Source organism: Zobellella iuensis (genome assembly GCF_016746085.1).
GTDB lineage: Bacteria > Pseudomonadota > Gammaproteobacteria > Enterobacterales > Aeromonadaceae > Oceanimonas > Oceanimonas iuensis.
The window spans coordinates 1-13,536 of sequence record NZ_JAERTZ010000030.1; the positions used below are offsets into that span (position 1 = coordinate 1).

The following is a 13,536-nucleotide window of genomic DNA, read 5'->3' on the forward strand; positions in this document are numbered from 1 at the left end:
CCCACACAGTTTGCTTGATAGATTGTTAAAGAGCGTTGACCTTGTTCGGGTCAGGGCTGCGTATTCTACGCCGTCCTTTTAATTCGTCAAGCGTTAAAACCGAAGTTTCTTTGCCGCTTGCGACCCGGCGGGTTGCGCCGTGTCAGTGGATGCGCATTATAGGCAGCCGCGTTTTTTGCGCAAGGGCTTTTTTGTGAAAAACATCACTTTCGGGGCCGTTTGCCTATACCCCAAGCAAAAGCACAGGTTAGACACAGGGTTACCCACAGCCCACTGCTAAGAAAACACTGTATTGCTGCTATTTCATACACCATGGGTGGATTGCATTATCCGGGATCACATTTATATGCCTTTATCCCTCCGGCCATTACTACCCGTAGCTCAATTGAGGCTATGCTGTTAGCAATGGCGTGTGTTCCGCTGAACCGACTCTGACACGCCGGACCCATTCAGCCACCTTGAGATTGGATTGCCAATGAAGTTATCCCAATATCCCGTTTATGCTCAGTCTGCCCTTCTTGCCCTTGTACTGGCCCTGGTCGGTTATCTTGTGATCCGTTGGACAGCCTTGGAGCTGGATGCGGCCACCTTGTTTGCTCTCGGCCTGCTGCTGGGGGGTCTGGTGGTCCCTCTATTGACCCGCCTCCCGACTCCGGAGGCCATTCCCACCACCACGCTTTATGTAGGCAACCTGCCCTACCGGGCCAATGAAGCCTCGGTAAGAGCATTGTTTGAAAATTTTGGACAGGTGCTTTCGGTGCGCTTGATGAAAGACAAGCAAACCGGCAAGCGCCGTGGATTTGGTTTTGTGGAAATGCCGACCGAGGCAGCCCTGGCTGCCCAGCAGGCATTGAACGACTCGGAGTTTCAACAACGGACACTGAAAGTCAGAGAGGCGAACGAACGCAAGGATGAAGAGGAAGCCAATGACCAGGCGCAAACCTGACTCCATATCTAAAGTATAAAGCACCGCAGCTCGTCAAACCCTTCTCCGCCAAAAGCCCCGGCCTGCAGCCGGGCTTTTGGCGTCCATTCGGTGCAAAACACCTGAGCCCTCGCTCCGGTTTGGTCGGCCCCGGCCTGCGGCAGCAAGCTGCCGACCCGGCGGGCGATGGCCGCACCGGAGTCTACCAGTTTAGTGTGCGGTAACCAGCAGCCCAGTTCATCGGCCAACAGCGGGAAATGGGTGCAGCCCAACACCACCGTATCCGGCTGCTGGCTGCCCAGCCAGGGAGCCAGTACTCGCTCGAGCAGCTGATGGTCGATAGCCTGACCGGACAGCTTGTCTTCCGCCATCTTGACCAGTTCGGTGGTACCCAGCAGCGAAACGTCTAAATCGGCGGCAAAGTTACGCACAAGTTCCGCAGTATACTGCCTTGAAACGGTACCGGGGGTGGCCAGCACACCGAGCCTTCCCCGGCCATGGACACGACTGTATTCGGCGGCCGGCTTGATGGCCGGCACCACCCCCACCACGGGTATCTGCAACCGTTGGCGCAACGCCGGCAATACATAGGTGCTGGCGGTGTTGCAGGCGATGACCACGATATCGACATGGTGACGGCTCACGAAGGCGTCGAACAGCTCTATTACCCGGCTGACCAGTCGCTGCTCGCTCAGTTCGCCGTAGGGAAAACAGGCATTGTCGAACAGATACAGGTAACGATGGCCAGGTAACGCCTTGTATACCTCGCGGTAGACGGACAGACCGCCCATGCCGGAGTCGAAGAGAAGAATGGTTGCCACTGACTGCCCTCGCTGTGCAAGAGCGCCATGATAACGCCAAAGGCCAGAATGAAAAAGCCGGCGCAGAGGCCGGCTTGAGGGTCAGAAGCGGTAGTCCGCGCCGAGATAGAATTCGGCTCCAGGCGCCCGATAACCGAAGATATTCTGATAATCTTTGTCGAACAGGTTGTTCACCTTGCCATTCAGGGTCAACTGGGAAGTCAACGGGTAGCTGGCCGCCAGATTCCACAGGGTGTAGGAAGGCAGCACCAGATCCCTGGCCGGCCAGGAACTGAAATCCTGATCGTTACGCTTGCCTACATACAGGGCCTCCAGCGACCATTTGGCGTCCAGCCAGTCCAGTTCACCCCGCCAGCTGGCTTTGCGCTTGGCCCGCCGCAGCAACTGCCGATTGTCATTGCGCTTGTCTTCGGCATCGGTGTAATCGAAGCTCACCACGTGATGCACTATTCCGGTATCGGCATTCAGCTGCAGCTCCACCCCCTTGATCAGGGCATCGGTATTGTCATGGGGCATATTGGGCCCCTGATACTGGATCAGGTTGCTGATTTCGTTACGATAGAGATTCAGTTTCCAGCCGCCCAGTTCGTACTGACCGGCAAAACCCAGTTCCCAGTTTTCCGCTTCTTCCGGCTGCAGATCGGGCGCTTCGAAGCCGGGCCAGTACAGCTGGGCGAAACTGGGAGCCCGGAAGGCGGTGCCATAACTCAAGGTTGTCCTATGACTGGCCGGCAGCTCAAGTGCGGTAGTGGCCTGCCAGGTATTATGCCGCCCAAACTGTTCGTTATCGTCGGTCCTCCCCGCCAGCTCAAAGGAGAAGGGCGCCAGCTGCCAGTAGGCCGATGCAAAGAGGCCCAGGTTATCCCTGTCCGGGGCGCTAAAGGCATTACCAAAAGAACGCGATTCGCTCTTGATGCGCTCGTTCTGCCAATCGACCCCGGCGGTAAGAATGCTGCGTTCAGTGGTTCTCAGTTGATTCAACCAGCTCAGTTTATGAATGGCGGTACTCAATGGTTCGCTGGTTTCCCTGCCCTGGGATTCTTTCCAGCTGCGGAGCTCGCTCTCTCCATAGCTGGCATCCAGCCGGCTCAGCCAACCTTCATGCTGATATTGCACCCCGCCGTCGAGCTGGTAACTCTGGTTTTCACTGATATCACCCCAGGCACCATCGTAACGGGTCTGGTTGTCCCAGCCGTTGGCACCCAGGAACAGGCTCCACTCTCGACTTAATTCATGCTCCAGCCCGAGGCGGGCGTAACGACTGTGAAAACCATCCCGATCGGGCTCGTCATTGCCCGGCTGAATGTCGTATCCTCTAGTCCGCTGATAACCGGTTCCCAGTTGCACCCGGGTCTGCTCGCTAACCCATTGGTTGAGACTCAAATCGGTGCCAACATAGTCATGGCTGCCGCCGGTCAGGCTGAGCTTGGCGATATCCGCATCCGTGGTAGTAATGATGTTGATCACGCCGCCTATGGCGTTGGCGCCATAGGCAACTGCCCTCGGTCCGCGGATATACTCTACCCGCTCTATGCTCGCAACCGGTATCTGGCTCAGATCCGGCGAGCCGGCCACCATGGACGCCAGGGGGCGGCCATTGATCAGCACCAGGGATTGATCGGAGTTGGTCCCCCGGATAAACAGGCTGGTCTGCTGGCCCAGGCCACCACTGCTTCCCATCTGCACGCCGGGCAACACCCTCAGCAATTCAGTGACGGATTTGGGCTGCCGCCGCTCTATCTCGGCCTTGGTAATGACTTCCACCGGCGCCAGCACGGTAGCAGCGGGTTGCTTGACCCTGTTGTAGATGGTGATATCGGTGGTATCGGAGGAATTCTGGGCAAAGGCCGCCCACGGCAGCAAGGCAGCTGCCAGCCATTGTTTAGACATTTTGTGCTTCCCTAGAACGCGTAGCATCGGCCACCAGGCCCTTCCTGATGGCATCTTTGGCAGGTATTCGGGCTTAAAGGCTCGGATGCTTACATCCACCTAAGCGACGGCTTCCCACCTTACGGCAGTGCCTGGAATGCTCCTTGTCGCTTTCGTTCCTCTTTACCGCTGCGCGCCAGCTCCGGATTCTCACCGGATTCCCGTTTACGCCTGTCGGCACCAAAGCGGGGGCATTATAGAGAAAGCAGCTTGGGCTGTATATCAAAAGCAGCCATCAAGAAAGCTGGATGGCTAATCAGCAGTTGATACTGGCATAGAACACTTCATTCCTCACCCGCCCGCTCCAATGGTACCCAATGACGAAGGGGCCAAGGCCCCTTCTCGTTCAGTCCCTTTTATCAGCCTGGCCTGGGGCACGGTAGTAATCACCCCGGTAAACTCCGGCATTATACTGTGCCCCTGCTTCGTTAAACCGTTACTCGCCCTGGAGCGCCTTGACGGCGGCACGGGTCGCGGCATTCACGGCCACCACCAGGGGAACCTCGAAGTCCGGTTGCAGACGCAAGGCCGAGGCCGACAACGGGCCGCCGCCCATGATGACCGCTTGCGCCCCATCGTGCTCCACCGACTCCTTCACCGCGGCGGCCAGGGCCTGATCCAGCTCGGCCGGCGACTTGACCAGTTCCATGGGATCGCCGCTGGTGACCCTGGTGCCGCGATACAGCGACTCATATCCCAGCCCGGCCGCTTTCTGGCGGAAGGATTCGATAAGCGACTCATCCGGGGTGACGGTCACTATGCCGAAGGCGCGATTGCCGCGCGCCGCTTCATGAAATACCTCTTCACCGATACCGAACACCGGGATATCCACCGCGGCACGCAGCTCCTCCAGCCCGGGATCGCTGAAGGCCGAGACGATGAGGGCGGCCACCTGCTCGTCCCTCGCGGCTTCCACGCCGATCGCCACCACGCCCGCAACGGCATCGAGCATGTCCTGGGGGGTGGTGAGCAGGGCCGGTGCCCCCCTGTTGCTTCTCCCCTCCACCGTGACCACCCCCGCGCTTTCGAGCCGGGCGAGCTCAACCATGGACTGCGTGGCCTGTTCGTTGGAGTTGGGGTTGATCAGCACTATGGTGTTAGCGGTGCCCGACTGGGAAGCGGTGTCGGACGAGGCTACCGCCCACACCGGCGTCGTCAGGGACAGGGCCAGCAGGCAACCGGCAAAACGGCAGCGAGAATGCAATAGTGATATAACCATGGGGCTATCTCTCCATAATCCATTGGTGACATAGACAAAAAGAAATGCCCCACCCATCACAGGATGGGTGGGGCCGAGGTCATTACTGGCGGAACCGCTGGCAGGGCTGCCAGTACTGCATCAGCAGATAGTAGAGGATGCCGGCGGGCAGCAGGCTGGCGTACCAGGACACGGAGGAGAAGGTCAGGGCCACGGCGGCGCCGGCCAGGGAGGCGACCACAGCACCGTAGTTGACGCCACGGTAGGGGCCGTGCTCGTCATAGAGCTTGTCCAGATCCAGCTTGCGGCGGCGCAGGATGAAGTAGTCCACCACCATCACCGCGAAGATGGGGCCGAGGAAGGCGGAGTAGGTCTGCACGAACAGCTGCAGCCCGGCGGAGGATTCGTCCTTCACCAGTTCCCAGGGGAAGGTGCAGAAGGCCAGCAGGCCCACCAGTATGGTGGAGGTACGGAACTTCAGCTTGAACACGTCCATCAGGATATAGGTGGGCGGCACCACGTTGTTGAGCACGTTGGTGGTGACCTGGGCGAAGGCGATGAACAGCAGGGTGATCACCAGCAGCGGGGTGTTGTCGACGGCGCTGGAGAACACCTGGATGGGGTCGGACACCCCGGTGGCGCCGGACACCATCAGCCCGATCAGCCCCATGAACAGGGTGCAGGGCAGGATGGACATGGCATAGATGACGGTGAGCAGGCCCGGCTTGGTGCCTTCCTTCAGCTCCCGGGAATAGTCGCTGACGTTGAGCATCATGGTGCTGTAGATACCGAGGAACAGCATGGTCGCCCCCCAGAATGGCAGCCCCCAGGTACCTTCCATATTCACCAGATTGGTGGTGATCTCGTCGCCGTAGCGGTTGATCACGCTGTAGAACATATATACCAGTGCCAGCAGGATAAAGCCGCTGCCCACGTTTTCCAGCCATTTGATGCCCTGGAAGCCGAAGATCGACAGGCCAATCTGCAGGAACTGGAACAGGATGAAGAACAGTATCAGGTTGTCGAAACCGAACAGGGTGGCCGATACCGCGTTCAGGGCGCCGGCACCGATCCAGCTCTGGAAGCCGTACCAGACGATGGCCGGCACCGCCCGCACCAACCCCGGAAAGCGGGTGCCGGCAAAGCCGAAGGCGCCGCGCGCCTGCACCATGAAGGGAATGCCGTATTTGTAGCCGGCGGCGCCATTCAGGGCCAGGGCGATGCCGATCACGAAGCAACCGATGGCGATGGCCGCGGTTGCCTGCAGCAGGTTGAGGGTGCCCACTATGCTGGAGCCCATGGTAAAGGTACCGATGGAGACACAGCCGCCGAACCAGGCCAGCAGGTAGGAAACCCGCCCCATGATCCGGTGTTTCTGGGGAGCCAGGGATTCTTCACCGGCTTTCTTGTCATGCCCTTCGACGGCAGCCGCCGGCTTGGCCTGGGCCATGGGAATCGCGGTTTCGCTGTTAACTTGTTGGATTGCCATTGGTTTATCCTCGGTATTCCATCACTGGGGTCGCGTTGCCGCCACCCTTTCCTGTGCCGGCTGCCTTGAGCCGTGCATCCTGTTAAGGCAACCGGGTGTCCCCGACTGCCGCTGTTGGCCGCCCCCGGATCAGGCGATTTTCAGGTTACGCCCGGGGTTGGCCAGCTCGGGTCGGGGCCAGTTGAAGGTCAGCACCTTGCTGGTTCCCAGTTTCATATCCACCATGGCCTCACAGAGTTTGACCGCGGTAACGGTGCCATCGATCACCGGAATGCCGATTTCCTGCTCGATATAGGCACGATACTGGGACATGCCGGCACAGCCCAGCACGATGGCCTCGGCCTTGTCTTCTTCCCGTGCCAGCAGGCACTCTGCGATCACCTTGGCGATGGCGGTATCCGGCGAATGAGCCAGATCCAGCACCTGGATGGGGGTGGTGCGCACCTTCTTGCACTGCTCGCCGAAACCGTAGCGGCTGACCAGGTGCTCGGTCATAAAACGGACCCGGGGTGCCGTGGTCACCACGCTGAAGCAGGCGCCGACCATGGCCGCCAGGTGGAAGGCCGCCTCGGCGATGCCCAGCACCGGCTTGTCGGTCAGTTCCCGGGCGGCGTAGAGGCCGGGGTCGCCGAAACAGGCCAGCACATAGGCGTCGATATCCTGCTCCCGGTCGCCCTTGGCAATCTCTTCCAGTACGCCGGGCACCGCCAGGGCCTCGTCATAAAAACTCTCAATAGATGCCGGTCCGCTGGCGGGGCTGACCGCCAGGATTTCGGTATCTGGCCGGGCTACCGTATCGGCCAACCGTTGCAGGGCATCGGTAAACGACTGGGTGGTGTTGGGGTTGATGATCTTGATCCTCACGACTGACTCCTCGTTCACATAAATGCTGATTTATTGTTAACGATTTAATACTAGATCAACATTTAACAACCTGCAAACATGTTTACGAAATAAATTTTAATCGTAAAAAATAAAGGCAACTATCGTGCCACCACCGATAAAATAATCACTGCGCTAATAATAACCACTTGAATATAAATGAAATTTAACTATTGACGGGAAAGGAATGGCAAGCCGACGCTCTGCCCTGCAGCTCAGAAGGAAGAAACAATGCGATATTTTGGTGCACCAACAGGGTGATGATTGTTAGCGATTCCCCGGTTCGATGCCGCAGCAGGATATAAAAAACCCTCCGCGAGGAGGGTCTGTCGACGCTGGGAGCCCGGCCCCTGGAACTGGGGATCAGTAGTCGGCGTTGTGATAGACGTTCTGCACGTCGTCCACATCGTTGAGCATATCGAGGAATCTTTCGAGCTGGGCCACGTCGTCGCCGCTGACCTGGGTCGTGGTCTGGGGCACGAACTGGATGGCGTCCACCTCGAAGTCGATGCCCTCGAAAGCCTCGGTCAGTGCCTGCTTGGCCTTGAAATACTCGGTATGAGGCGCGAACACTGTGATAATGCCGTCTTCGTTTTCGATGTCGGTCACGTCCACGTCGGCCGCCATCAGGGCCTCCAGCACGGCCTCCTCGTCGTCGCCCGCAAAGGCCAGGATGGCGCAGTGATCGAACATGTGGCTGACAGTGCCGGAGGTGCCCAGCTTGGCCTTGACCCGGTTGAAACACTGGCGCACATCGCCGATGGTCCTGTTGGGGTTATCGGTCAGGCAGTCCACAATCACCATGCAGTTGCCCGGGCCGAAACCTTCGTAACGGGCGGGAGAAAAGTCCTCACCGGCGCCGCCTTTGGCCTTTTCCAAAGCTTTTTCAATAACATGAGCCGGCACCTGATCTTTCTTGGCACGGTCGATCAGGCCGCGCAAAGACAGGTTGCCGTCAGGATCTGCTCCGCCGGACTTGGCGATAACATAGATTTCACGGCCGTACTTGCTGTAGACCTTGCTCTTGGCATTCGCCGTTTTGGCGATGGATTCTTTGCGGTTTTGATAGGCTCTGCCCATGTGATCATCTCGTTGCTCATCGGAAGAGCGCGAATTTTACACACAGAAAAGCGGCAGATCTATTTTCCTGGCACTTCGTGAGGCATTTTCGCGGCCCGAACCACTAATAACCGGCAAATTCCTCGGTGCGCACCCGCTCTTCGGCCACCCCGAGCCGGCCCAGCAGGGCCCTCATGGCCGCCACCAGGGCCGGCGGACCGTCCAGAAAGTAGAACGGCGCCTGCACATCGTCCAGGTAGCGCGCCAACATGGCCTCGTCCACATAACCCCGCTCCCCTTGCCAGCCCGGTGCCGAAGGCGCCGTCATGGTGGCCACCAGGGTGCAGCGGGCGTTGCCCGCGCAGGCCTGCTGCAGTTCCTCGAGGAAGGGGGCGTCCTGGGGGCGACGGTTGGCATAAAACAGCAGCAGGCGCCGCTCCTCACCGTCCGACAAGGCCTGCAGCAGCATGCTGCGCACCGGGGTAATACCGATGCCGCCGGTGATGAACACCAGGGGCGCGTGGGGATCGGCCGGCAACACGAAGTCACCGTAGGGGCCTTTCAGGGTCAGCTCGGTGCCCGGCGCCAGGGTGCTCAGCACCCGCTTGAAGGCACTGCTGCGGATCCGGGTGGCCACCATCAGCTCCGCTTCGGCGGGCGTCGAGGCCAGGGACAGGATACGACCGTTGCCCTCCCCGTCGGTTTCCGGCGGATCGATCAGCACCAGCCGGACGCACTGGCCGGCCTTGAACACGAAATCGGCGGGTTTGTCGAAGTAAAACGCCAGGGTGCCGTCGGCGACCTGCTGCTTGCGCTTGAGAAACACGGGGTAACTGGCCATGGCGGCGACCTCCGGGGGATCAGACTTCGATATCCAGGGCACTACCGGCGCTGTCGCCCCGGCTGTGGTAGCGCCGGCTGATCGCATGGAGCCGACGGCTCATGGCGGGGCTGGCGCCAATCCAGCAGATGCCGCCCTGGTGCAGGCCCAGCCAGGCTTCGAACGCCGCTTCCCGCCGGCTGCGATCCCTGTCCCTGTCCCGCTTGCGGATGGCCACATAGGGCTGCACCGCCTTGATCACCGGGATCACCGGGCGGCGGATGTTGTCGGCCTGGGCCGCTTCCGTGGTGGGCTGGGCCAGGTTGGGGGCCAGGTTGGGTAGAATTACCGGTATCGCCATCATTCACCTCCGTCGCCGTTGACCGTCCCCTTATTATGGCCCCCCTGCCCCGATTCCGCCCGGCCAGGGGACAGGAGGTCGGCGGGCGGGGTTCAGGCAAGTTCGAGCAGGAAGCGGCGGATCCGCTCGGCGGTGGCGTCGGGATGGGAAATAAAGGGGGCATGGGAGGCCTTGGGCTCGATATGGCTCAGGCTGTTCGGCGCCAGTTCGTCGACCAGGGCGGCGGCCTTGCTCGGCACCAGGCCGTCGAGCCGGCCATAGAGCCGCAGCAGCGGCACCCGCAGCTCGGCCAGTTGCGGCCGCAGATCCACCTCGCCCAGCAAGGCCAGGCCGGCAGCCAGAGCGCCGGCGTCGGGGGCGGGTTTCCGGGCCAGGCTGTCACGCAGGCGGCGGATGTCGTCCCGGGCATGTTCGCTGCCCATGGCCTGCAACGCCAGGAAACGGTTCACCACCTGCAGGTGATCTTCCGCCAGTTGCTGCTCGAATTCCGCCAGCACGCCGGGCTTGATGCCGGGCCAGTCGGCCTCGGCCACAAACTTGGGAGAGCTGGCGAGGGTAATCAAGCCGCTGATCCGCTCGGGTGTACGCAGGGCGGTATGGGTGGCAATCAGTCCACCCAAGGACCAACCCAGCAGGGCCGAACGCGCGGGAATACCATCCGAGACCGCCTCGGCCCAGTTATCCAGCCCGGCCGACGGCGGCAACGCGGGGCTGTGGCCAAAACCGGGCAGATCCACCAGGTGCAGCCGGAAGTCGGCTTCCAGCCGTTCCGCCAGCCCCTGCCAAACGGCGCCGTTCATGCCCCAGCCGTGCAGCAGCACCAGATCCGGCCCCCGCCCCCGTCGTTCTACATATACACTCATCACAGACACCCGTTATCGATACCACGCCATGATAAGACGCCTGACCGCCTGCTTACAATCCTGCCCGCTCTGGTGGGGCCAGTGCCTGCTGTGCCGGCAGGACTGCCAGCATCAAGCCCTGATCTGCCGTCAATGCAGGGACGAACTGCCCCGGCTGGAACGTCCCTGTCCGCTGTGCGCCTTTCCCCTGGCGGTGGAAGACGCCCACTGCGGCCACTGCCAGCGCTCCCGGCCGCCCTGGCAGCGTATGCGGGTATTCGCCGACTTCGTCGCGCCTTATGACAGGCTGATCCACGATCTCAAGTATCATCGCAAGACGCTCAACGGCCGCCTGCTCGGCCAGTTGCTGGCCGAGGCGATCGAGCCGCCCTGGCCCGAGGCGATATTGCCGGTACCCCTGCACTGGTGGCGCCGGCTAAGGCGGGGCTACAACCAGGCGGGGGAAATCGCCCACGGGCTGCACCAGGCGCTGGGCATACCGGTAGACCGCCGCACCTTGCGCCGCACCCGGGCCACCCCATCCCAGACCCGTCTCGACCGTCGCCAACGCCAGCAGAACCTGCACGGTGCCTTTGCCGCACCGCCCCTGGACTATCGCCATATAGCACTGCTCGACGACGTCATCACCACGGGTACCACCATGGCGGAACTGACCCGACTGCTGCACAGCCAGGGTGTGGAGCAGGTGGAAGTATGGGCGCCCTGCCGCACTCTTGAGCACTGACAACTATTCAAGCGACAGCAACAAGAGTATGATAAAAGTTGAGTTGTTTAGTCAGGTTTACGAGGATAGCGATGATTACGATTTCCGAGACCGCCCAGGGCCACTTCCGCAAGCTGCTGTCACAACAGCCGGAAGGCACCAATATCCGGGTGTTTGTGGTCAATCCGGGCACTCCCAATGCCGAGTGCGGTGTTTCCTATTGCCCTCCCGATGCGGTGGACCACGACGATCTGCACCTGCCTTTCGAGGGGTTCGAGGCCATCGTTGATCAACAAAGTGTCGCCTTTCTCGACGCGGCCGAAATCGACTTTGTCAGCGACCAGATGGGCTCCCAGCTCACCCTGAAGGCGCCCAATGCCAAGATGGCCAAGGTGCCGGAAGACGCCCCCCTGGCCGATCGGGTGGAGTATGTGCTGCAATCCCAGATCAACCCGGGCCTGGCCAGCCACGGCGGCAAGGTGGTGCTGACCGAAATCACTCCCGACGGCCTGGCCATATTGCAGTTCGGTGGTGGTTGCAACGGCTGCTCCATGGTCGACGTCACCCTGAAGGAAGGCATCGAGAAGCAACTGCTCGAGCTGTTTCCGGGTGAACTCACCGGGGTACGCGATGCCACCGAACACGAACGCGGCGAGCACTCCTACTACTGAGCCGCCGACGGCAATCAATACAAAGGGGAGCCTCGATGGCTCCCCTTTTGTTTGTCGATAAGGCCTGATGATCTCGGAAAGACCGGCCAAAGGGCCAACTCCGCCGACACGCCGCAAGTACATCCCTGTAGGCTCGCACCTGCCATCCATGGCAGGTGACGGTCGACGGAGCCGTGCCCTTTGTCCGCCTGTTTTAGCATCGACGTGACCGGTTGGAATCAGTTTGGAGGTTTGTCACCGAACCGAAAAAGGCAGAACTGGCCTTAATGTTCCCCCAATACCCTCTTCCAGCTTCTGGCCCAAAAGCGGTGTCACTCCGCCTTGCGATCCCGGCTCAGCAGGGCCAGGGCCGCCTCCTTGGCGTTCTTGCCTTGGTACAACACCTGGTAGACCTGCTCGCAGATGGGCATCTCCACCCCGTGCCGGGCGGCCAGCTGATGCACCTCGGCGGCGTTGCGGTAGCCTTCCACCACCTGGCCGATGTCGGCCATGGCGGTGTGGACATCCTTGCCCTGGCCCAGAGCCAGGCCGAAGCGACGGTTGCGGGACTGGTTGTCGGTGCAGGTCAGCACTAGGTCCCCCAGCCCCGCCATGCCCATAAAGGTCTCCTGCTCGGCGCCCAGGGCCACCCCCAGGCGCTGCAGCTCCACCAGGCCGCGGGTGATGAGCGCGGTGCGGGCGTTGGCGCCAAAGCCCAGGCCGTCGGCCAGGCCGGCGCCGATGGCGATGACGTTCTTGACCGCACCGCCCAGTTGCAGCCCCACCATGTCGTCATTGAGATAGACCCGGAAGGAACGGCCGCAATGCAGCAGATCCGCCAGCTCCCTGGCAAACTCGCCGTCGGTGGAGCCGAGGGAGATGGCGGTAGGCAGGCCCATGGCCAGCTCCCTGGCGAAGGTGGGGCCGGACAGCACCGCCAGCGGTATCCCCTCGCCCAGTATTTCCCGCGCCACCTGTTGCAACAGGTTGCCGCTGGCCGGGTCCAGACCCTTGGTGGCCCAGGCGATACGGCTGTCGGGCCGCAGGAAGGGTTTGATCTGCCGGAGCACCTCGGCAAACACATGGCTTGGCACCACGATCAGCAGATTACGGCTGGCCCGCACCGCCCGCTCCAGGCTGGCCTCGGGCTCCAGGCTGGCGGGAAAGGGCGCGTCGGGCAGGAACACCTTGTTGCAGCGCTCGGCGGCCAGGGTCGCCACCTGCTCGGGCCTGTGGCTCCACAGCAGGGTACGATGGCCGTTGCGGGCCAGGGCAATGGCCAGGGCCGTACCATAGGAGCCGGCACCCAGAACCGAGATGGCGGCGGCATCCTGGGTCATCAGGCATCCGCCTGCTGTTGTTGTTGCTGGGCACGCTGCACATGGGCGGCGAACAGGGCGTCGAAGTTCACCGGCGCCAGGTTCAGCTGCGGGAAGGAGCCCTTGTTCACCAGGCTGGCCACGGTTTCACGGGCATAGGGGAACAGGATATTGGGGCAGAAGGAGCCCAGGCAATGGGCCAGTTGCGGCTCGGCCATGTTGCCGATGGTAAAGACGCCGGCCTGCTGGATTTCACACAGGTAGACGGTTTCCCCCTCGCCCATGCTGCAAGTCACGGTCAGGGTCAAGACCACTTCAAACACGTTGTCACCCAGGCGGGCACTCTTGGTATCCAGGTCCAGCTTGACCTCGGGCTTCCATTCCTTCTGGAACACCAGGGGGGTACCCGGCGCCTCGAAAGACATGTCTTTCAGGTAGATGCGCTGGATCTGGAATTCAACCTGTTGCTGGGCCTGGGTGTTAGCGCCGTTTGCTGCTTCAGCCATGAAGATGTCCT

General features: G+C 61.1%; 14 protein-coding genes and 1 riboswitch. Of the genes, 3 read left to right on the forward strand and 11 right to left on the reverse strand.

Annotated elements, in window-relative coordinates; all coding sequences use genetic code 11:
- Nucleotides 1–475: 475 nt before the first annotated feature.
- The gene (locus tag JKV55_RS17040) at nucleotides 476–946 is read left to right on the forward strand and encodes an RNA recognition motif domain-containing protein (protein ID WP_202088072.1); all 471 of its coding nucleotides are present in this window, start codon (nucleotides 476–478) and stop codon (nucleotides 944–946) included.
- A gap of 8 nt (nucleotides 947–954) precedes the next feature.
- Here JKV55_RS17040 and murI read toward each other — a convergent pair whose 3' ends face one another.
- From murI to bioH, 9 genes are all read right to left on the reverse strand, one after another.
- Nucleotides 955–1,746: a glutamate racemase gene (gene murI / locus JKV55_RS17045; protein ID WP_202088073.1), complete on the reverse strand. Its 792-nt coding sequence runs from the start codon at nucleotides 1,744–1,746 to the stop codon at nucleotides 955–957.
- Nucleotides 1,747–1,827: 81 nt separating this feature from the next.
- Nucleotides 1,828–3,636, reverse strand: coding sequence for a TonB-dependent receptor domain-containing protein (locus tag JKV55_RS17050; RefSeq protein WP_202088074.1), 1,809 nt, complete (start codon nucleotides 3,634–3,636; stop codon nucleotides 1,828–1,830).
- A gap of 41 nt (nucleotides 3,637–3,677) precedes the next feature.
- Nucleotides 3,678–3,875, reverse strand: a riboswitch (cobalamin riboswitch).
- Between the two features lie 236 nt (nucleotides 3,876–4,111).
- Complete coding sequence (locus JKV55_RS17055) at nucleotides 4,112–4,894, reverse strand: aspartate/glutamate racemase family protein (protein ID WP_202088075.1); 783 nt, start codon at nucleotides 4,892–4,894, stop codon at nucleotides 4,112–4,114.
- 82 nt (nucleotides 4,895–4,976) lie between these two features.
- On the reverse strand, nucleotides 4,977–6,362 hold the full coding sequence (locus JKV55_RS17060; protein ID WP_202088076.1) for an NCS1 family transporter: 1,386 nt from the start codon (nucleotides 6,360–6,362) through the stop codon (nucleotides 4,977–4,979).
- 129 nt (nucleotides 6,363–6,491) lie between these two features.
- Nucleotides 6,492–7,226, reverse strand: coding sequence for an aspartate/glutamate racemase family protein (locus JKV55_RS17065; RefSeq protein WP_202088077.1), 735 nt, complete (start codon nucleotides 7,224–7,226; stop codon nucleotides 6,492–6,494).
- Nucleotides 7,227–7,607: 381 nt separating this feature from the next.
- On the reverse strand, nucleotides 7,608–8,324 hold the full coding sequence (locus JKV55_RS17070) for a YebC/PmpR family DNA-binding transcriptional regulator (RefSeq protein WP_202088078.1): 717 nt from the start codon (nucleotides 8,322–8,324) through the stop codon (nucleotides 7,608–7,610).
- Nucleotides 8,325–8,427: 103 nt separating this feature from the next.
- Nucleotides 8,428–9,144 (reverse strand): ferredoxin--NADP reductase, encoded by a 717-nt coding sequence (locus JKV55_RS17075; RefSeq protein WP_202088079.1) that lies wholly within the window; start codon nucleotides 9,142–9,144, stop codon nucleotides 8,428–8,430.
- Nucleotides 9,145–9,163: 19 nt separating this feature from the next.
- A complete protein-coding gene (locus tag JKV55_RS17080; RefSeq protein ID WP_202088080.1) occupies nucleotides 9,164–9,484 on the reverse strand; it encodes a hypothetical protein in 321 nt (106 codons plus the stop codon).
- Between the two features lie 92 nt (nucleotides 9,485–9,576).
- Complete coding sequence (bioH, locus tag JKV55_RS17085; protein ID WP_202088081.1) at nucleotides 9,577–10,347, reverse strand: pimeloyl-ACP methyl ester esterase BioH; 771 nt, start codon at nucleotides 10,345–10,347, stop codon at nucleotides 9,577–9,579.
- Nucleotides 10,348–10,375: 28 nt separating this feature from the next.
- Between bioH and JKV55_RS17090 the strand changes: the two genes are divergently transcribed.
- Nucleotides 10,376–11,071 (forward strand): ComFC family protein, encoded by a 696-nt coding sequence (locus tag JKV55_RS17090; protein ID WP_202088082.1) that lies wholly within the window; start codon nucleotides 10,376–10,378, stop codon nucleotides 11,069–11,071.
- Between the two features lie 71 nt (nucleotides 11,072–11,142).
- Nucleotides 11,143–11,721, forward strand: coding sequence for a Fe-S biogenesis protein NfuA (nfuA, locus tag JKV55_RS17095; RefSeq protein ID WP_202088083.1), 579 nt, complete (start codon nucleotides 11,143–11,145; stop codon nucleotides 11,719–11,721).
- A 311-nt stretch (nucleotides 11,722–12,032) separates the two neighbouring features.
- Here the strand turns inward: nfuA and gpsA are convergent, their stop codons facing one another.
- Both gpsA and secB read right to left on the reverse strand, forming a co-directional pair.
- The gene (gene gpsA, locus JKV55_RS17100; RefSeq protein ID WP_202088084.1) at nucleotides 12,033–13,040 is read right to left on the reverse strand and encodes an NAD(P)H-dependent glycerol-3-phosphate dehydrogenase; all 1,008 of its coding nucleotides are present in this window, start codon (nucleotides 13,038–13,040) and stop codon (nucleotides 12,033–12,035) included.
- Nucleotides 13,040–13,525: a protein-export chaperone SecB gene (gene secB, locus JKV55_RS17105; protein ID WP_202088085.1), complete on the reverse strand. Its 486-nt coding sequence runs from the start codon at nucleotides 13,523–13,525 to the stop codon at nucleotides 13,040–13,042. Before secB ends, gpsA begins: the two co-directional genes overlap by 1 nt.
- Between the last annotated feature and the right edge of the window lie 11 nt (nucleotides 13,526–13,536).

Excerpts from the sequence above, each read along its gene's own strand:
- secB (WP_202088085.1), bottom strand. The coding sequence starts at position 13,525 with ATGGCTGAAGCAGCAAACGGCGCTAACACCCAGGCCCAGCAACAGGTT.
- JKV55_RS17080 (WP_202088080.1), bottom strand. The coding sequence starts at position 9,484 with ATGGCGATACCGGTAATTCTACCCAACCTGGCCCCCAACCTGGCCCAG.
- bioH (WP_202088081.1), bottom strand. The coding sequence starts at position 10,347 with ATGAGTGTATATGTAGAACGACGGGGGCGGGGGCCGGATCTGGTGCTG.
- JKV55_RS17075 (WP_202088079.1), bottom strand. The coding sequence starts at position 9,144 with ATGGCCAGTTACCCCGTGTTTCTCAAGCGCAAGCAGCAGGTCGCCGAC.
- nfuA (WP_202088083.1), top strand. The coding sequence starts at position 11,143 with ATGATTACGATTTCCGAGACCGCCCAGGGCCACTTCCGCAAGCTGCTG.
- JKV55_RS17070 (WP_202088078.1), bottom strand. The coding sequence starts at position 8,324 with ATGGGCAGAGCCTATCAAAACCGCAAAGAATCCATCGCCAAAACGGCG.
- JKV55_RS17050 (WP_202088074.1), bottom strand. The coding sequence starts at position 3,636 with ATGTCTAAACAATGGCTGGCAGCTGCCTTGCTGCCGTGGGCGGCCTTT.
- JKV55_RS17060 (WP_202088076.1), bottom strand. The coding sequence starts at position 6,362 with ATGGCAATCCAACAAGTTAACAGCGAAACCGCGATTCCCATGGCCCAG.
- JKV55_RS17090 (WP_202088082.1), top strand. The coding sequence starts at position 10,376 with ATGATAAGACGCCTGACCGCCTGCTTACAATCCTGCCCGCTCTGGTGG.
- JKV55_RS17040 (WP_202088072.1), top strand. The coding sequence starts at position 476 with ATGAAGTTATCCCAATATCCCGTTTATGCTCAGTCTGCCCTTCTTGCC.
- gpsA (WP_202088084.1), bottom strand. The coding sequence starts at position 13,040 with ATGACCCAGGATGCCGCCGCCATCTCGGTTCTGGGTGCCGGCTCCTAT.
- JKV55_RS17055 (WP_202088075.1), bottom strand. The coding sequence starts at position 4,894 with ATGGTTATATCACTATTGCATTCTCGCTGCCGTTTTGCCGGTTGCCTG.